Here is a 17044-nt window from a genome sequence, read left to right on the forward strand (position 1 = left end):
AGCTCTTCAGCGCCGATGGTAGTTGGGGGTCTCCCCCTGTGAGAGTAGGACGTCGCTAGGCACTAAAAAAAAGAACCGTTCCCCTGTGGAGCGGTTCTTTTTATGCATTAATACTTAAACAAAATCCATTGATTCCAAGCGTGTGAGGGTTTCGAGAGTGAGAAGGCCGAGGATGGGAGGAAACAAATGAGCGAAGACGACGCAGAGATTTGAAGCGGATCGGAAGCCAGAGCCCAGCGCCGATGGAAGGTGGGGATACTCCTGTGAGAGCAGGATGACGCTTGGCCAGAAAAAACCCGTTCCTTATGGGTAATCGTTTTTTTTGCTGTACTAGCCCTTTTATTCTTTATTAAACCAACAACCTTGGGCTGATTCTTTCCATTTGGATTAAGGATTAACCACTAAAAGTTAAAACACTTAGGTTCATTGGAGCGGAAGGTGGCGACTCCTGCGGGATGCAGCGGGAAAGGTGAGACACTGAAGATGCGAAGCATCAAAGGGGCTCACCCCCGCCCCGCGGAAAGCGCCGCCTGCAGCGGAAATGAACCGGTCCCCTTTATAAATATATTATAAATGCTTTTACCAAGATCTTATCCCAAACTGGAGAAAACTCAACGTTGATCTTCAGGCGTAATTAATTTTCCTTTTCCCTCAATACTTAAAAAATCCAAAATAGCCTGAGGGGCGTAATGAGATGAAAGATGTAAGAAGCCCCTTATTATAGAATAATCTTCAGTTTCTTTAAACATTGTACAATTCCCCCACCACTCTGTTTCATAGCGGGCAATCATGCTGAGATTGTATAACAAAAGAAAATGGCATTGAATTGCATTTAATGAATTTTCATTTGGCTCCTTCTCAAGTAAAAGAATAAGCTCCTCCATTGTAAAAGTAGCATTTTCAAGATGTTCCACGTGAAACAGAAGAGAGGACAGGGTTGGGAATAAACCGTTTTTTTGTATTTTAACCGTATCTTCTAAAAATGAATAATTACTCTTTTTCTTTTTTCGTGATGATACTCCATGAGCAAGCTGTGAAGTATTGGATGGATAAAATGGATCCTTTGTAATGAGACAGGCTTTAATCAAGTGAGACAGTCCGTAAAATTGAAGAAGCGGCTGAATGATGGTTGGAGATACGTTTGATTGAATATAAAAAGCCTCTGCGTGTTCGATATGATAACAAAAGGATGTGTGACGCTCATGAGCATGTCTTTCAGAATTCGGATAATTAAGCTTGCGGTATTCAGCCTCCAAATAACGACGGATTTCTGCCCGGGAGTAAAAAGGCAGGTAGCGGTTCCAATTGAATATGGTTGACATGTAAATGATCCTCCCGATAATTCATAATAATCTAACTTATTCTTTCCTTCTTGACACCGTAAGAGCCTACTGATAACCTTACAATAATATTTTTCGGACCAGGAGGAATCATAATGATGTGGGAAACTAAGTTTGCTAAAGAAGGTTTAACGTTTGATGACGTGTTATTGATCCCGGCGAAATCAGAAGTTTTACCGAGAGATGTTGAGCTGTCAGTTGATCTTACAGAAAAGATTAAGTTGAACGTTCCACTTATCAGTGCAGGTATGGATACCGTGACAGAAGCAGCGATGGCAATTGCAATGGCACGAACCGGCGGTTTAGGTGTTATTCACAAAAACATGAGTATCGAAGCACAAGCTGAACAAGTAGAAAAAGTTAAACGGTCTGAAAGCGGCGTTATAACGAATCCATTCTTTTTAACACCTGAGCATCAGGTTTATGATGCTGAACATCTAATGGGGAAATACCGAATTTCTGGTGTACCCGTTGTAAACGATATGAAGGAACAAAAATTAATTGGGATTATTACCAATCGTGATCTTCGCTTTATTCAGGATTATTCCATCAAAATCGATGACGTTATGACAAAAGAAAACCTGGTAACTGCCTCTGTAGGAACGACGCTTGCGGAAGCAGAGAAAATCCTGCAGCAGTATAAGATAGAAAAGCTGCCGCTTGTTGATGATGCAGGTGTTTTAAAAGGATTAATTACCATTAAAGACATTGAAAAAGTAATCGAATTCCCACATTCGGCAAAAGATTCAAAAGGACGTCTTTTAGTAGCAGCTTCTGTTGGTGTAACTGCTGATGCAGTAAAGCGCGTTGAGCAGCTGGTTCAATCAGGTGTAGATGCACTTGTAATTGACACAGCTCACGGACATTCCCAGGGTGTGTTAGACACGATTAAAATGATTCGCGAGTCATTTACAGAAGTTGCCATCATCGCAGGAAATGTAGCAACAGCAGAAGGTACGAAAGCACTAATCGAAGCTGGAGCAGATGTCGTTAAAGTAGGAATTGGACCTGGTTCTATTTGTACAACTCGTGTAGTAGCTGGCGTTGGTGTTCCTCAAATTACGGCTGTTTATGACTGTGCTACAGAAGCGCGTAAACACGGTAAGTCTATTATTGCCGATGGCGGGATCAAATATTCTGGTGATATTGTGAAGGCTCTGGCTGCAGGCGGACATGCTGTAATGCTTGGCAGCTTGCTTGCAGGAACAACTGAAAGTCCCGGAGAAACTGAAATTTTCCAGGGAAGACGATTTAAAGTGTACCGTGGAATGGGTTCATTAGGCGCAATGGAAAAAGGATCTAAAGACCGCTATTTCCAGGAAGATGCTAAAAAATTGGTTCCTGAAGGAATTGAAGGCCGTACTCCTTACAAAGGACCTGCTGCTGATACCGTTTATCAGCTTGTTGGGGGCATCCGCAGCGGTATGGGCTACTGTGGATCCAAAAACCTGCATGATCTCCGTGAGTATGCCCAATTTATTCGCATGACTGGTGCTGGATTGCGTGAAAGTCATCCGCATGATGTACAGATTACAAAAGAAGCACCAAATTATTCACTATAAAAGCAACGGCACCTTCTTTTTAAGAGGGTGCTTTTTTTATTTATAAGGCCGATGATAATTGTGTCGAATTGATGGATGTCATACACTTGAAAAATCTTTGACATCTTTCAGAAGTCCTGTGTTTTGTCACGTAACAGTCCTATTCTCTCTCTATTTTTTGATATGCACTTATGATAAAATGACGGAAGTGTACATAATTTGTTGGGGGTTTAATAATAGTGAAAAGAAAAATGTTTCGCAGTGCAGCCGCTAGTGTTTTAGCGTTTGTTCTTTTTATTGGCAGTGGTGCTTTTGTGAATACGTCTTATGCGAATGAAATAACAGATTGGAATACCGATGCTTCTATATTGATTGAAGCAAGCACAGGAAAAGTGCTGTATGCAGAAAATGCTGATAAGCTTTTAGGCATCGCAAGTATGACAAAAATGATGACTGAATACCTTCTTTTAGAAGCGGTTAATGAAGGTGCGGTTTCCTGGGATGATCAATATACTGTAACAGAAAAGACATATGAGCTTTCTCAGGATCGCTCATTAAGTAATGTCCCTTTAAGACAGGGAGAACAATATACGATTCGGGAATTATATGATGCAATGGCGATTTATTCGGCAAATGCTGCAACAGTCGCAATAGCTGAAACAATTGCAGGTTCAGAAGCAGAATTTATTAAGCTGATGAATAATAAAGCAGAAGAACTGAATTTAGAAGACTATCGTTTTGTAAATTCTTCAGGCCTCAATAATGCTGATATGCTTGGATATCATCCAGAAGGCACTGGTGATGATGAAGAAAATGTCATGTCTGCACGGGCCACTGCAAAACTTGCACATCGTCTGCTGACAGATTTTCCTGAAGTGCTGGAAACATCAAGTATTCCAAAAAAAGTTTTCAGAGAAGGTACTGACGATGCCATTAACATGGAAAACTGGAATTTCATGCTCCCTTCACTTGTATTTGAATATGAAGGAGCGGATGGTTTAAAAACAGGCACGACAGATTTTGCAGGCTACGCTTTTACAGGTACGGCAGAACGTGACGGAATGCGATTAATTTCTGTTGTCATGAATGCCACTGATGAAAATGGTGTCGGTTCCTATGAAGCCCGCTTTCAATCCACTGCAGACTTATTTGATTACGGATTTGAAAACTTTGCTGTAGAAGAAGTTCTTCCAGGGAACTATACAGTTGAAGGAAAAGAAACCGTTGCTGTAGATAAAGGGAAAGAAAATTCTGTTCCGGTCCAGTCAAAAGATCCTATACAAATGGTCGTTAAAACCGGAGAAGAAGCTGCTTATGAACCTAAACTAACGCTTAATGAAGAGCTTTTAAATGATGATGGTGAATTAACAGCTCCTATTGAAAAAGATGAGACAGTTGGTAAATTAACATTGGCTTCAGGTGAAGATGATCTTGGCTTTGTTGATCAGAAAATGGGCTCTTCCCTGCAGGTAGATGTTGTGGCAACAGAATCAGTTGAAAAAGCAAACTGGTTTGTTTTGAGTATGCGAGCTGTTGGAGGATTTTTCGAGAATCTATGGGAAACAATTACTTCAACTGTTAAAGGTTGGTTCTAAAACAAAATGAATTAAAAAAATGACATCTCTTGGTCTTGACAGGAGATGTTTTTTTAGTGATTATTAATGAGGAATAACTTTATTCCGAGTATTCAAATTAAGTTTATTATTTCTTCTCTTTATAGAAAAAATAATATAAATGATTAGTTTTACGTATTCCAAAGGAGGCTTTTTGTTATGAACACAGGTACGGATCGTGTTAAGCGAGGTATGGCAGAAATGCAAAAAGGCGGCGTCATTATGGATGTTGTCAATGCAGAGCAGGCGAAACTGGCAGAGGAAGCAGGAGCAGTGGCAGTAATGGCTCTAGAACGTGTTCCATCTGATATTCGCGCAGCAGGCGGAGTGGCAAGAATGGCTGACCCGCGTATTGTAGAAGAGGTTATGAACGCGGTTAGTATCCCGGTTATGGCAAAAGCACGTATTGGACACATTACAGAAGCACGCGTATTGGAATCAATGGGCGTTGATTATATCGATGAAAGTGAAGTATTAACACCAGCAGATGAAGAATATCATCTTTTAAAAAGTGATTTCACAGTACCATTTGTTTGCGGCTGCCGGGATCTTGGGGAAGCTGCCCGCCGTATCGGTGAAGGAGCAGCCATGCTGCGTACAAAGGGCGAGCCGGGTACAGGCAATATTGTAGAAGCAGTACGCCATATTCGTAAAGTAAATGCTCAAGTTCGCAGAGTTGTTCATATGAACCACGATGAGCTTATGACAGAAGCAAAACTGCTTGGTGCTCCGTTTGAACTTCTTCTTGAAATTAAAGAACTTGGACGTTTGCCAGTCGTTAATTTCGCAGCAGGCGGTGTAGCAACACCTTCTGATGCAGCGCTTATGATGGAGCTTGGTGCTGATGGTGTATTTGTGGGATCTGGAATTTTCAAATCAGATAATCCTGAGAAATTTGCACGTGCAATCGTTCAGGCAACAACTCATTATCAAGATTATGAACTGATTGCTAAAATTTCTAAAGAACTTGGTTCAGCAATGAAAGGGATGGAAATCTCTTCATTATCATTAGAAGACCGTATGCAGGAGCGCGGTTGGTAAGAAAGGGTTGAGCTTATCATGACAACCATAGGTGTATTAGGCCTTCAGGGAGCCGTCCGTGAGCATGTACGATCCATTGAAGCTTGCGGGGCAAAAGCGCTTATCATAAAGCAGGCAGACCAGCTGCAGTTAATTGATGGACTCATAATGCCTGGCGGGGAAAGTACCACCATGCGCCGTTTAATTGATTTGTACGGTTTTATGGACCCGATGAGAGAATTTGCACAATCAGGCAAACCGATGTTTGGTACATGTGCCGGGTTAATCCTGCTGGCAAAAGAAATTGTGGGCTATGATGCACCGCATTTAGGCGTTATGGATGTATTAGTGGAACGCAACTCGTTTGGCCGTCAAAAAGAAAGCTTTGAAGCAAACTTGGAGGTAACAGGTTTAGCGGAGCCATTTAATGCTGTTTTTATTCGTGCACCACATATTGTATCTGCCGGACCTTCGACAGAAGTTCTCGCAATGCACAATGACCGCATTGTACTCGCCAGAGATGGTCAATTCTTAGGGTGTTCATTCCATCCTGAGCTGACAGAGGATCATCGCTTAACCAAGTATTTTGTTGAAATGGTGGAGCAGGCGCCAGTAGTTGTATAAAAGTGTTGATCTTTGGATACTTTTATAGTATCTTTATCGATAATTAAAAAAACGTAAAAGCAGTGACAGAAAGCAGTAGCAGCTGATCCCTTTTTCAAGAGAGCCGGTGGATGGTGTGAACCGGTAAAAGGATGTTGTGAATCCATTCTGGAGTGAAAAGCCGAAGTAACAGTAAGCTTTTCCGGTCGACGCCGTTAGGTCATGAGCGGAAGATGTTTTTATCTTCAACCAGGGTGGTAACGCGGGCATTAACTCTCGTCCCTTTTTTATAAGGGGCGGGGGTTTTTTATATTTTTATAGCGAAAGGTGCTCATCCAGCCCCGACAAGCTAGCGCCTGCAGCTAGCATAAGGATATGCACCGCTTAGTTTAAAGGAGGAAACAACTATGTTGGATTTAAAAAGACTGCGCAATGAATTTGACGAAATCAAAGAGAAAATGGCACACCGCGGAGAAGATTTAAAAGATTTTGATCAGTTTCAGGATCTTGATCGCGAACGTCGCGAGTTAATTGTAAAAAGCGAGGAAAAGAAAAGCCGTCGGAATGAAGTATCCCAGCAGATTGCTCAAATGAAGCGGGAAAAAAAGAACGCCGATGATGTGATAGCAGAAACACGCAGTTTGGGTGATGAAATAAAAGAAATGGATGATCGTCTAAGAGTGGTGGAAGAAAAACTGGAGCATCTATTGCTTTCAATCCCAAATGTCCCGCATGACAGTGTGCCAGTTGGGGAAACAGAAGATGATAATGTTGAGATTCGAAAATGGGGAGAAATTCCAGATTTCGGATATGATCCAAAGCCGCATTGGGATCTGGCAACTAATCTCGGCATGCTGGACTTTGAGCGTGCTGCAAAAGTTACTGGCAGCCGGTTTGTTTTTTACAAAGGGGCAGGAGCCCGCTTGGAAAGAGCGTTGATAAACTTCATGATGGACCTGCATCAGGATGAGCATGGCTATGAAGAGATGCTACCGCCATATTTAGTGAACCGTGCCAGCATGACTGGAACCGGTCAGCTGCCAAAGTTTGAAGAAGATGCATTCCGCATTGAAAAAGAAGATTATTTCCTGATTCCAACCTCTGAAGTACCAGTCACGAACTATCACCGTGATGAAATCCTGAAAGCAGAGGAACTTCCGAAAGCTTATACGGCTTACAGTACAAACTTCCGGTCTGAGGCAGGCTCAGCAGGACGCGATACACGCGGATTGATTCGCCAGCATCAATTTAATAAAGTAGAGCTTGTACGGGTTGTGAAGCCGGAAGATTCTTATGAAACGCTTGAATTGTTAACCGGCCATGCTGAAAAAGTGCTGCAGCTGCTCAAGCTGCCATATCGGGTGCTGAACATGTGTACAGCTGACCTTGGCTTTACCGCTGCAAAAAAATATGACATCGAAGTATGGATCCCAAGCTATGAAAGCTACCGTGAAATTTCTTCTTGCAGTAATTTCGAGGACTTTCAGGCAAGACGTGCGAACATTCGTTTTAGACGTGAAGCAAATGCAAAACCAGAGCATGTACACACCCTGAATGGAAGCGGCCTTGCGATCGGCCGGACAGTAGCAGCACTGCTTGAAAATTACCAGCAGGAGGATGGAAGCATCGTGGTACCGGATGTTCTTCAGCCTTATATGGGTGGCAAAACCATCATTCAAAAATAATTAATAAGCATCTGCACATTTTATTTCCCCGGAAATAGATGCTTGCGGATGCTTAATTTTTTGTTTGCTTTAGTATGATAAAGAAATACTCTTGACCTTTTACTCTGCTTAAAGTAGGATGTGATTATTCCTATTTGAAAGGTTGGGTATAGATGAGCTCTAAAACTGGCAGTATGAATGCAATACCGCGCCCTCTTGTTCGAGTGAACCAGTGGACAATTGTAAGTTCGGTTCTTTTAACCTGGGCAACAGGACAGTACTGGCTATTGCTCATTCCACTGGCAGCCGGATTGGGCGGCATCTTATTTGATTTTAATCCGATCATGCGGTTTTCCCGTTCCTTTTTACGCAAACCAATGAATACCTATATATTAGAAGACAAGGCTGACCAAAAGTTTAATCAAATGATTGCATCGTTCTTTTTAGCAGCCGGTTCTATTAGTTTTGCAGCTGGCTGGACTATTCCTGGCTATTTTTTCACTGCTATGGTAGCTATAGCAGCTATAATTGCGATACTTGGATTTTGTGTTGGCTGTTTTATCCGGTTTCAATGGAAGCAGTGGCAATACCGCCGTAAACAACAAACATGATCTTTTTTAATTTTTTCACTTAAAGTGTTTGACTCCTTAAAAAATAAGTGGTATTATAATTCTTGTCGACACGGAGGTATACCCAAGTCCGGCTGAAGGGATCGGTCTTGAAAACCGACAGGGGAGTCAAATCCCGCGGGGGTTCGAATCCCTCTACCTCCTCCATAATTTAAACTTAAAACTAACGCGCATAAATATTGGAGATTATAAAACCATCGCAGGTTCTGCGGTGGTTTTTCTCTTTTCATAAAAGAAAACCTGATCACAGAATAATGATCAGGTTTTTCTTTATTAATCGACCTCAATGTCTCCGCTGCTTGCTTTAAGAACGATCTTATGGGTTCCTTTGCCGTAGGTTCCGCTAATTGATTTATCTGTTAGCTGCTGATTTTTCAAATCGAAGCTGGTTGATACTGACCCGCTGCTTGCGTTTCCTTTCAGCTCAAAGTCAGCGTTATCGGGAAGATCAAGGTTTACATCGCCAGAACTGACCTTTACCTCGATATCATCATTTAATTCGTCAAATACTGCGTTAAATTCTCCTGATGAAACATTTGCCTTTAACGGCCCCTTATAAGAAGCAAGGTCGATATCTCCCGAGCTTAAATCAACATCACCCATTTTAGTGACAAGCGATTCGATGGTTACTTCACCGGAGGATCCATTAAAAGAAAATTCTTCTGTATCAATATGTCCCATGATGGATTCACCGGATCCAATGTTCAGGGAGAGGGCTGTCAGAGTAAGTGGGTTTTTTTCAGAGAAGCTGGTTGTATTTAGATCTCCAGAACCTATTTTAATTGCCATACTGCCCGCGTATTTTTCCGGCAGATAGATGGTGACGACTTCATCTGAACCAAATGAAAAGAACCCAAGCCCCTTTTTGCCTGCCTCTATCTTTATCTTGTCTCTGCTGGCATCAAGCTTAATCTCGGTTTTTTTTGTTCCTTCCACCCGAATGGAATTTGAATCAACTGGTACAAGCTCTGTCTCGACGCTTGCAATATCAAGCTCAATTGATTCAATATTGTCTGTCACCTCAGCTTCATGCTGTGATTCGTTTGAAAAGATCCATGGAAAAGAACCATTGTAATTGATATACATCAGAATAAGTGCCGCTGCAATTAAGAGAATCGCCAAACTGTTTTTAATCATTGCCCTGCTCCTTTACTGGTAGTTGATATTTTAATAATAAATGGAAATTATTATTTCGGCTACGAGCTGTGGAATTATCTTTCCCTAAGACTGGAGGCGTAGAATTTTTTCATCAATAAAATAAAGCCCTTTCCAGCAAGGAAAGGGCTTGTTGCAGTACTATTTTTTTAATAGGGTGGTCTGTTGAATAAACGATCCGATTCGTTCCAGAATTGAGTCAACAGAATCAGGATCCTTAACAAGATCATAATCGTTTATGTCCAGGCGCAACACCGGACAGGCGTTAAACGAGTTAATCCAGTTTTCATAGCGCTGATGCATTTCTTCCCAGTAAGCAATAGGGGTTTCCTGTTCCATTGGGCGTCCGCGCTCCTGGATGCGGTCAACGATGCTTTCTAATGAACCTTCCAAATAGATTAACAGGTTTGGATGGGGAAAGTATGGAGTCATGACCATTGCCTCGAACAGGCTTGTATAGGTGTCATAATCAACCGCTGACATTGTCCCTTTTTCATAGTGCATTTTAGCGAATATCCCCGTATCCTCATAAATAGAACGATCCTGGATAAATCCGCCACCATATTCAAACATCCGCTTTTGCTCCTTAAAGCGCTCTGCAAGGAAATATACCTGCAGATGAAAACTCCATTTTTCGAAGTCTTTATAAAATTTGTCGAGATAAGGATTGGCGTCGACTTTTTCAAAAGAAGTACGGAAGTTAAGGCGATCGGCTAGCGTTCTGGTCATGGTGGACTTACCGACTCCCACCGTTCCTGCTATGGTGATAACTGCGTCTTGGGGAATTCCATATTTTTCACGTGCGTTCATAAAGTAGTGCTCCTTTTACGTAATGATTCTTCGATCTGCTGCAAAATGGCTTCTAAAGCTCCCGGGTCCCGAACAAAATCAATATGATCTCCGTTTACCCGCAATACCGGTATTTCCGGATGGGTTTGTTCAAAATGGTGAATAAATTCCTCATAGTCAGCTGAAAGCTGTTCTAAATAGAGAGGGCTCATGTTTTTCTCGAAATCACGGCCGCGCATTTTGACGCGTTTCAACAGGGTGTCGAGACTTGCATGTATATAAACCACCAGATTAGGTTTTGGCATGTCTGCAGTTAAAATTCGATAAATATCCAAATACTTCGAGTAATCTTCCGGCTGCAGTGTTCGTTTGGCGAAAATAAGATTTTTAAATATATGATAATCAGCGGTTACTGCTTTTTGTTTTGCGAGGTAAAGGCGCTGAATGTCGCTTAACTGTTTATAGCGATTGCAGAGGAAGAACATTTCAGTTTGAAAGCTCCACTCATCTATATCATCATAAAATTTATTTAAAAACGGATTCTCGTCGACAATTTCCTTTAACAGGTGAAAATCAAAATGCGTTGAAATGGCATTAGCAAGCGATGTCTTCCCGACACCGATTGGCCCTTCAACGGTTATGAACGGAACGTTGGTCATTCGCGTCCCCCTCCTTTATCATAATTACATGCAGAAATAAGGGTCATAATACCGAATTATATCAACCGTTATTGTATCACATGCGGGAGGGGAGGAATAGTTGCTAAAAAAGGAAAAAGACAAGAAACGACATCCGCCGTTCTTGTCTGCTTATAAAAAATACTATCGTTTTACAACATCAAATTGGTCGCTGATTAACAGCCAATTTTGCGGGAAAGGCAAGCCTAATTTCCAGTAACTCATTCCTCTGAGTTTAAGTTCTCTCATAAGGTCAAATTTAGCTTGTATGGAACGGGCATCTTCAAACCAGATGATATGGTCCGTGCCGTTTGTCCGGTATTCAATAAACGGTGCCTGGGCTTTCTCATCATATTGAATTGGTACACCCTGAGTGGCTGCGATTTCAATGGCCTGCTGGGGAGAGATGGCTTTTGCTTGTGTGCCTTCTTTAAAAGGCAGTGTCCAGTCATACCCGTACAGGTTTTGGCCCATCATGATTTTGTCAGCGGGCATTTCTGTCAGGGCATATTCCAATACCTTTCTTACAGGACCGATTGGCGAAACTGCCTGAGCGGGTCCTCCACTGTAGCCCCACTCATAGGTCATGATGACAACAAAATCAACTACTTCTCCAATCGCCTTATAATCATGCGCTTCATACCATTTACCAACTTGATTTGCACTTGTTTTAGGTGCTAAAGCTGCTGACAGCAGCCATCCCTCCTGAGCAAACCGCTGTTTGGCTTTCTTTAAAAAGGTGACATAGGCTTCGCGATCTGCTGGCCGCAGGTATTCAAAATCAAAATGGATATCGCGGAATCCGTATTGCTTGGCCAATCGCACGATATTATCCAGCATTTTATCCTGAACGGCAATATCATTCAGAATAATTCGACCCAATTCGTCGTTAAAACCACCTTCTTCAAGATTTGTAATGACCATCATAAGAATATTCATGTTTGCCTTCGCAATATCTAAAAAAGGATCAAGCGGAGGGGCTTCAAGTGATCCGTCGCGCTTAACCTCAAAGCTGAACGGAGCAAGATAAGTTAAATAAGGTGCTGCTTCTTTCGTCCGTTCCTGTAAAACGTCAGTCACTTCGTTTCCAAACGGTTCTACATAGGCATTAAATTCAGCTGGCACTTTAGCGGCAGGCGGGATATAAAGCCGCCAGCCAACAGCAAGCGGCTGTTGCGGGGAAATGGCATTAATGCGAGCCAGCTCCTGAAACGGTATCCCAAATTGCTGAGAAATTGAATAAAGACTGTCACCTGGCTGAACAAAATAATATCTGCCGACAATCGGGATCACAAGCGCCTGCCCCTGGACCAGCCTGTCTGGATTGGGAAGCTGGTTTGCATCGGCTATGGTTTGGGGAGCAGTTGAGTAAATGCTCCCAATTGTAAATAATGTCTGCCCTTGCTGAACGACATGTATTTGCATAAGGGCCTCCTTTGGATCAGATTGATAAATCTGTTGATGGTTGCTTACGCATTTGGCTATCTTACTGTATGATAATGAGAAAGAAAAAATGAAAAAAGGGTGGCGACAGATTTCATGTCTGAGCGGGATCAGTATTGGATGACCCAAGCAATTGAAGAAGCAAAAAAAGCATTGGCGCTTAATGAAGTTCCAATTGGAGCTATTATCGTGAAAGAAGACCAGATGATTTCTTCTGCCTACAATTTGAGGGAGACAACTCAAAATGCTGTTACTCATGCTGAATTACTGGCGATTCAAAAAGCCTGTGAGGCAGAAGGGAGCTGGCGTTTAGAGGGGGCAACTTTATATGTCACGCTGGAGCCCTGTCCGATGTGCAGTGGAGCCATTTTATTATCCAGAGTGGACCGGGTGGTGTATGGTGCTCCTGACCCGAAAGCGGGATGTGCCGGCAGCTTAATGAACCTGCTCGAAGATGACCGCTTTAACCACCGATGTGAGGTTGTGCCTGATATTTTACGTGAAGAATGCGGTTCTATGCTTTCTTCTTTCTTTAAGGAGCTTCGTTTAAGAAAAAAGGAGCAAAAAAAACTCAGAACAGCCGGGGAAGCAGAGGATCGACAAAGTCTGCTAAGTGAGGATTGATTTTTCAAGGAAAAGGTAGTATACTAATTTTTGCGTCGTCAAAAGCGCACTATGATTACTGGTCTCATTTTTGCCGTGCTAGGTGGGGAATTAGCGGTGCCCTGTATTCGCAATCCGCTCTAGCGAAACTGAATCCCTTCTCGAGGCTGTACATGTTGTAGGGTCTGCCTTCTGTAAGTGGTGTTGACATTTGGGTCCTGCGCAATGGGAATTCATGAACCATGTCAGGTCCGGAAGGAAGCAGCATTAAGTGAAATCTCTCATGTGCCGCAGGATAGCCTGGATCGAGCTAACTGCAGGAGTAACGCTTATGGCTGTCAGTCGACAGAAGGTGCACGGCAGTTTATTTTACTATTAATACCCACTCAATTTAATTGAGTGGGTTTTTTGTATCTTAGCATTTTGTCAGGGAGTTTAATGCGTTATACTTAATAAAGGAATACTATTCGAAAAGATATTCAGTTTTAGCAGGGAGGGTACATGATGGCATATCAGGCGTTATATCGAGTGTGGCGTCCACAGGAATTTGCGGATGTGGTTGGACAGCAGCACGTCACTAAAACGTTGCAAAATGCCCTCTTACAGGAGAAAACTTCACATGCTTATTTGTTTTCCGGTCCGCGTGGAACGGGGAAGACGAGTGCTGCTAAAATTTTGGCCAAAGCGGTCAATTGTGAACATGCCCCAGTAGGAGAACCGTGTAATGAATGTTCAATTTGTAAAGGAATCACAGACGGCTCTATTCCGGATGTTATTGAGCTGGATGCAGCATCGAATAACGGGGTTGATGAAATCCGGGATATTCGTGATAAAGTAAAATACGCTCCAAATGAAGGGCGATATAAAGTGTACATTGTTGATGAAGTGCATATGCTTTCAACAGGCGCCTTTAATGCCTTATTAAAAACACTGGAAGAACCGCCGAAACATGTCATCTTTATACTTGCTACTACGGAACCGCATAAAATCCCGCTAACGATTATTTCAAGGTGCCAGCGCTTTGATTTTAAACGAATTACTGCCCAGGATATTGTTGGGCGTATGATGCATATTGCAGACCAGTCAAACGTACAGTACGATGAAAAAGCGATGCATGTAATTGCCAGAGCCGCAGAGGGCGGAATGCGTGATGCGCTCAGTTTGCTTGACCAGGCCATCTCCTTCAGCCAGGACCAGGTGTCCTTAGAGGATGCGTTAACGGTCACCGGTTCGATCGGGCAGGACCGGTTAACAAAATTAATCAGGTCCATTTACCAAAAGGATGTAGCTGCTTCTCTTGAGACCATCGAGGAATTACTGCAGCAGGGGAAAGATCCAATCCGCCTGACAGAGGATTTAATCTTATACAGCCGTGATTTGCTGCTCTATAAAACTGCACCGGATTTAGAAGAATCCATGGAACGTGTTTTATCAGATGATGAATTTAAAGAATTAGCCGAAATGATTCACAAGGATCAATTATATTCTTACATCGAAATCTTAAACAAAACGCAGCAGGAAATGAAATTTACCAACCATGCCAGAACCTACTTGGAAGTAGCGGCAATCAAGCTCTCACATGCTCAAAAGCAAACAGATACAGCGGGCGCCGGAGAGTCGTCGGATCTGCAGGCGCTCATCCAGCGTGTGCAGCAGCTTGAAGGTGAATTAAAACAGCTAAAACTGGAAGGCGTGAAGATGGGCCCTCCTGTAGAAGCAGCAGCCGCACCTGTCAAAAAAACCTCAAGAGGCACTAAAGACTTCAAGGCCCCGGCCGGAAGAATTCAAGAGGTGCTTAAAAACGCTACAAAGGATGATATTACCCAGATTAAAAATCGCTGGGGAGATATGCTGGAATCGATGAATCGCCAGCAGCTGCGCTCATTAACAGCGCTTTTAAACGAAGCGGAGCCAGTAGCGGCATCAGCAGACGCTTTTGTGTTAAAATTTAAATATGAGATTCATTGTAAGATGGCCATGGAAAATAATAAGCTTGTTGAATCAATGCCTTTTATTTTGCAGGAGCTGACAGGCACCCATTATTCAATTATTGGCGTGCCGGAGGATCAATGGCTTGATATCCGCGAAGAATTTATTCAGCATCAGGGGCAGACAGATGAATCTGGTGATGAAGGTGAAAAAAAGGAAGATCCATTAATCGCGGAAGCCAGGAAACTGGTTGGTTCAGATTTACTTGATATTCAAGATTAAAAACTCGGAGGTAATGAAAATGCGTGGAATGGGAAATATGCAAGGTATGATGAAGCAAATGCAAAAAATGCAAAAACAAATGGCTCAGGCTCAAGAGGAGCTGGGTGAAAAGCGTCTGACGGGTACTGCCGGCGGAGGTATGGTAACTGTTACTGTATCAGGACATAAGCAAGTGGTAGATGTATCTATTAAAGAAGAGGTAGTAGACCCGGATGATATTGAGATGCTTCAAGATCTTGTTCTTGCAGCGACAAACGAAGCGATGAAGCTTGCCGACGAATTGACCAATTCGACGATGGGGCAGTTTACTAAGGGCATGAACCTCCCTGGAATGTTTTAAGGGCTCCCATTAAATGCATTATCCAGAACCAATATCGAAGCTGATAGACAGCTTTATGAAATTGCCAGGAATCGGGCCGAAAACAGCGGCTCGACTGGCGTTTTTTGTATTAGGTATGAAGGAAGACACTGTCCTTGATTTCGCCAAAGCCTTGGTCAACGCAAAGCGGAATCTCGGCTTTTGTTCTGTTTGTGGTCATATAACCGATCAGGATCCCTGTTATATCTGTGAAGATCAAAAGCGGGATCGCAGCCTGATTTGTGTCGTGCAGGATCCAAAAGATGTTATAGCCATGGAAAAGATGCGGGAGTACACAGGGCTTTATCATGTGCTGCATGGAGCGATCTCACCAATGGATGGAATTGGGCCGGAGGACATCAATGTACCTGATTTATTAAAACGTCTCCAGGATGAAACAACAAAAGAAGTAATTCTTGCTACGAATCCAAATATTGAAGGCGAGGCCACAGCCATGTATATTTCGCGCTTGCTTCGGCCTTCAGGGATCAAAGTCACTCGTATTGCTCACGGACTTCCGGTCGGAGGAGACCTTGAGTACGCTGATGAGGTCACCTTATCAAAAGCTCTTGAAGGACGCCGTGATGTATAAAGGAGTGTGTATATGCTTTTTAGCAGAAAAGGAAAACTAAAGCGTGAATTTGATGAGAAGCTGGTTGAATTAATGAAAAATACTCGAGACGACTGGCATGATCAAAAAAATATGGCTGATATGAGTGTGGAAAAAAGTCCTCAATTAGAAGCCGTTGAGAAAATGGCAGAAGCAAAGTATTTTTATTTATTTAAAGAAGCACGCGAACGGAAAATTGTCATAAAGTAATTGGTCCATTCATATCTTCCTTCTATAGATACTTGTCCTGTTACAAGAACGAGGTGAGGGAATATGATTTGGTTGTGGGGTGCAGGGACCTTGCTCTTTGCTACTTTATTAGTTGCATTTGGAATTAAGCCGTTCGTACAGTGGATATGGAGATTTTGCATGAAATGGGTGATCGGCCTTGCTTTACTGTTTATCCTTAATAGGTATGGACAGGCATATGGCTGGTATGTTCCAATGAATCCTGTCACAACAGGAGTAGCGGGAATCTTAGGAATTCCGGGTACGATCGCACTTGTCTACTTGTATAAAGGAAGCAGCTACTGAAGGTGGCTGCTTCTTTTTTTTATCGAATTAAATCATTTTTAACTTTTTTATTTAAAAGGGTTGCAAGTTATATTTTCCCGTGGTATATTATTCCTCGTTGCTAAAAACAACGGCGGAACGAAACAAACAACAGCAAAAAAGAAATTAAAAAAGTTGTTGACATAACATTTGAAAAAATGGTATGATGATCTAGTCGCTTGAGAGAGCAACACACAAACGAAACACCTTGAACCTTGAAAACTAAACAACCAAAA

At 42.5% G+C, this 17044-nt stretch carries 17 protein-coding genes, 1 tRNA gene, 1 other RNA gene and 1 other annotated feature; of the genes, 14 read left to right on the plus strand and 5 right to left on the minus strand.

Going from position 1 to position 17044, the window contains the following annotated elements; all coding sequences use genetic code 11:
* Nucleotides 1-611 precede the first annotated feature (611 nt).
* Entirely contained in the window at nt 612-1322 is a 711-nt protein-coding gene (locus tag E2R51_RS19125; RefSeq protein WP_133378673.1) for a YaaC family protein, read from the minus strand.
* 116 nt (nt 1323-1438) lie between these two features.
* Here E2R51_RS19125 and guaB point away from each other — a divergent pair, with 116 nt between their 5' ends.
* The 7 genes from guaB to E2R51_RS19160 all read left to right on the plus strand — a co-directional run bounded on the left by guaB (nt 1439) and on the right by E2R51_RS19160 (nt 8557).
* The gene (guaB, locus tag E2R51_RS19130) at nt 1439-2902 is read left to right on the plus strand and encodes an IMP dehydrogenase (RefSeq protein WP_133378687.1); all 1464 of its coding nucleotides are present in this window, start codon (nt 1439-1441) and stop codon (nt 2900-2902) included.
* A gap of 230 nt (nt 2903-3132) precedes the next feature.
* Nucleotides 3133-4476, plus strand: coding sequence for a D-alanyl-D-alanine carboxypeptidase family protein (locus tag E2R51_RS19135; protein ID WP_133378688.1), 1344 nt, complete (start codon nt 3133-3135; stop codon nt 4474-4476).
* 177 nt (nt 4477-4653) lie between these two features.
* Entirely contained in the window at nt 4654-5535 is an 882-nt protein-coding gene (gene pdxS, locus E2R51_RS19140; RefSeq protein ID WP_133378674.1) for a pyridoxal 5'-phosphate synthase lyase subunit PdxS, read from the plus strand.
* 18 nt (nt 5536-5553) lie between these two features.
* A complete protein-coding gene (gene pdxT / locus E2R51_RS19145) occupies nt 5554-6138 on the plus strand; it encodes a pyridoxal 5'-phosphate synthase glutaminase subunit PdxT (protein ID WP_133378675.1) in 585 nt (194 codons plus the stop codon).
* Between the two features lie 53 nt (nt 6139-6191).
* Nucleotides 6192-6404 (plus strand) — a binding site (T-box leader).
* A gap of 120 nt (nt 6405-6524) precedes the next feature.
* The gene (gene serS, locus E2R51_RS19150) at nt 6525-7802 is read left to right on the plus strand and encodes a serine--tRNA ligase (RefSeq protein WP_133378676.1); all 1278 of its coding nucleotides are present in this window, start codon (nt 6525-6527) and stop codon (nt 7800-7802) included.
* 152 nt (nt 7803-7954) lie between these two features.
* Nucleotides 7955-8392: a DUF4395 domain-containing protein gene (locus tag E2R51_RS19155; protein ID WP_133378677.1), complete on the plus strand. Its 438-nt coding sequence runs from the start codon at nt 7955-7957 to the stop codon at nt 8390-8392.
* A gap of 72 nt (nt 8393-8464) precedes the next feature.
* Nucleotides 8465-8557, plus strand: a tRNA-Ser gene (locus tag E2R51_RS19160).
* 126 nt (nt 8558-8683) lie between these two features.
* Here the strand turns inward: E2R51_RS19160 and E2R51_RS19165 are convergent.
* The 4 genes from E2R51_RS19165 to E2R51_RS19180 all read right to left on the minus strand — a co-directional run bounded on the left by E2R51_RS19165 (nt 8684) and on the right by E2R51_RS19180 (nt 12456).
* Complete coding sequence (locus tag E2R51_RS19165) at nt 8684-9547, minus strand: DUF4097 family beta strand repeat-containing protein (protein ID WP_133378678.1); 864 nt, start codon at nt 9545-9547, stop codon at nt 8684-8686.
* 159 nt (nt 9548-9706) lie between these two features.
* On the minus strand, nt 9707-10375 hold the full coding sequence (locus tag E2R51_RS19170; protein WP_133378679.1) for a deoxynucleoside kinase: 669 nt from the start codon (nt 10373-10375) through the stop codon (nt 9707-9709).
* Complete coding sequence (locus E2R51_RS19175) at nt 10372-11013, minus strand: deoxynucleoside kinase (RefSeq protein ID WP_133378680.1); 642 nt, start codon at nt 11011-11013, stop codon at nt 10372-10374. The genes E2R51_RS19170 and E2R51_RS19175 overlap by 4 nt, the downstream gene beginning before the upstream one ends.
* Nucleotides 11014-11175: 162 nt before the next feature.
* Nucleotides 11176-12456, minus strand: coding sequence for a glycoside hydrolase family 18 protein (locus E2R51_RS19180; protein WP_133378681.1), 1281 nt, complete (start codon nt 12454-12456; stop codon nt 11176-11178).
* A 114-nt stretch (nt 12457-12570) separates the two neighbouring features.
* On the opposite strand from E2R51_RS19180, the gene tadA reads away from it, so the two are divergent.
* The 7 genes from tadA to E2R51_RS19215 all read left to right on the plus strand — a co-directional run bounded on the left by tadA (nt 12571) and on the right by E2R51_RS19215 (nt 16790).
* Nucleotides 12571-13098, plus strand: coding sequence for a tRNA adenosine(34) deaminase TadA (gene tadA / locus E2R51_RS19185; protein ID WP_133378682.1), 528 nt, complete (start codon nt 12571-12573; stop codon nt 13096-13098).
* A 73-nt stretch (nt 13099-13171) separates the two neighbouring features.
* An RNA gene (ffs, locus tag E2R51_RS19190) (signal recognition particle sRNA large type) lies at nt 13172-13437 on the plus strand.
* 144 nt (nt 13438-13581) lie between these two features.
* Entirely contained in the window at nt 13582-15288 is a 1707-nt protein-coding gene (dnaX, locus tag E2R51_RS19195) for a DNA polymerase III subunit gamma/tau (RefSeq protein WP_133378689.1), read from the plus strand.
* A gap of 19 nt (nt 15289-15307) precedes the next feature.
* Nucleotides 15308-15628: a YbaB/EbfC family nucleoid-associated protein gene (locus E2R51_RS19200; protein WP_240733141.1), complete on the plus strand. Its 321-nt coding sequence runs from the start codon at nt 15308-15310 to the stop codon at nt 15626-15628.
* A gap of 13 nt (nt 15629-15641) precedes the next feature.
* Nucleotides 15642-16238, plus strand: a complete 597-nt coding sequence (gene recR / locus E2R51_RS19205) for a recombination mediator RecR (protein ID WP_133378684.1) — start codon at nt 15642-15644, stop codon at nt 16236-16238.
* Between the two features lie 12 nt (nt 16239-16250).
* Nucleotides 16251-16466, plus strand: coding sequence for a YaaL family protein (locus tag E2R51_RS19210; protein WP_133378685.1), 216 nt, complete (start codon nt 16251-16253; stop codon nt 16464-16466).
* Between the two features lie 63 nt (nt 16467-16529).
* On the plus strand, nt 16530-16790 hold the full coding sequence (locus E2R51_RS19215) for a pro-sigmaK processing inhibitor BofA family protein (protein ID WP_133378686.1): 261 nt from the start codon (nt 16530-16532) through the stop codon (nt 16788-16790).
* Nucleotides 16791-17044: the final 254 nt, after the last annotated feature.

It is taken from the genome of Jeotgalibacillus sp. S-D1, assembly GCF_004358665.1.
In the GTDB taxonomy this organism is placed as follows: domain Bacteria; phylum Bacillota; class Bacilli; order Bacillales; family Jeotgalibacillaceae; genus Jeotgalibacillus.

Bases quoted from the DNA above. Each gene is read 5' to 3' on its own strand.
- E2R51_RS19135 (WP_133378688.1), top strand. From the start codon at position 3,133: ATGTTTCGCAGTGCAGCCGCTAGTGTTTTAGCGTTTGTTCTTTTTATT.
- recR (WP_133378684.1), top strand. From the start codon at position 15,642: ATGCATTATCCAGAACCAATATCGAAGCTGATAGACAGCTTTATGAAA.
- E2R51_RS19215 (WP_133378686.1), top strand. From the start codon at position 16,530: ATGATTTGGTTGTGGGGTGCAGGGACCTTGCTCTTTGCTACTTTATTA.
- tadA (WP_133378682.1), top strand. From the start codon at position 12,571: ATGTCTGAGCGGGATCAGTATTGGATGACCCAAGCAATTGAAGAAGCA.
- pdxS (WP_133378674.1), top strand. From the start codon at position 4,654: ATGAACACAGGTACGGATCGTGTTAAGCGAGGTATGGCAGAAATGCAA.
- E2R51_RS19200 (WP_240733141.1), top strand. From the start codon at position 15,308: ATGCGTGGAATGGGAAATATGCAAGGTATGATGAAGCAAATGCAAAAA.
- E2R51_RS19175 (WP_133378680.1), bottom strand. From the start codon at position 11,013: ATGACCAACGTTCCGTTCATAACCGTTGAAGGGCCAATCGGTGTCGGG.
- E2R51_RS19210 (WP_133378685.1), top strand. From the start codon at position 16,251: ATGCTTTTTAGCAGAAAAGGAAAACTAAAGCGTGAATTTGATGAGAAG.
- E2R51_RS19170 (WP_133378679.1), bottom strand. From the start codon at position 10,375: ATGAACGCACGTGAAAAATATGGAATTCCCCAAGACGCAGTTATCACC.
- E2R51_RS19165 (WP_133378678.1), bottom strand. From the start codon at position 9,547: ATGATTAAAAACAGTTTGGCGATTCTCTTAATTGCAGCGGCACTTATT.
- guaB (WP_133378687.1), top strand. From the start codon at position 1,439: ATGTGGGAAACTAAGTTTGCTAAAGAAGGTTTAACGTTTGATGACGTG.
- serS (WP_133378676.1), top strand. From the start codon at position 6,525: ATGTTGGATTTAAAAAGACTGCGCAATGAATTTGACGAAATCAAAGAG.
- E2R51_RS19180 (WP_133378681.1), bottom strand. From the start codon at position 12,456: ATGCAAATACATGTCGTTCAGCAAGGGCAGACATTATTTACAATTGGG.
- dnaX (WP_133378689.1), top strand. From the start codon at position 13,582: ATGGCATATCAGGCGTTATATCGAGTGTGGCGTCCACAGGAATTTGCG.
- E2R51_RS19125 (WP_133378673.1), bottom strand. From the start codon at position 1,322: ATGTCAACCATATTCAATTGGAACCGCTACCTGCCTTTTTACTCCCGG.
- E2R51_RS19155 (WP_133378677.1), top strand. From the start codon at position 7,955: ATGAGCTCTAAAACTGGCAGTATGAATGCAATACCGCGCCCTCTTGTT.
- pdxT (WP_133378675.1), top strand. From the start codon at position 5,554: ATGACAACCATAGGTGTATTAGGCCTTCAGGGAGCCGTCCGTGAGCAT.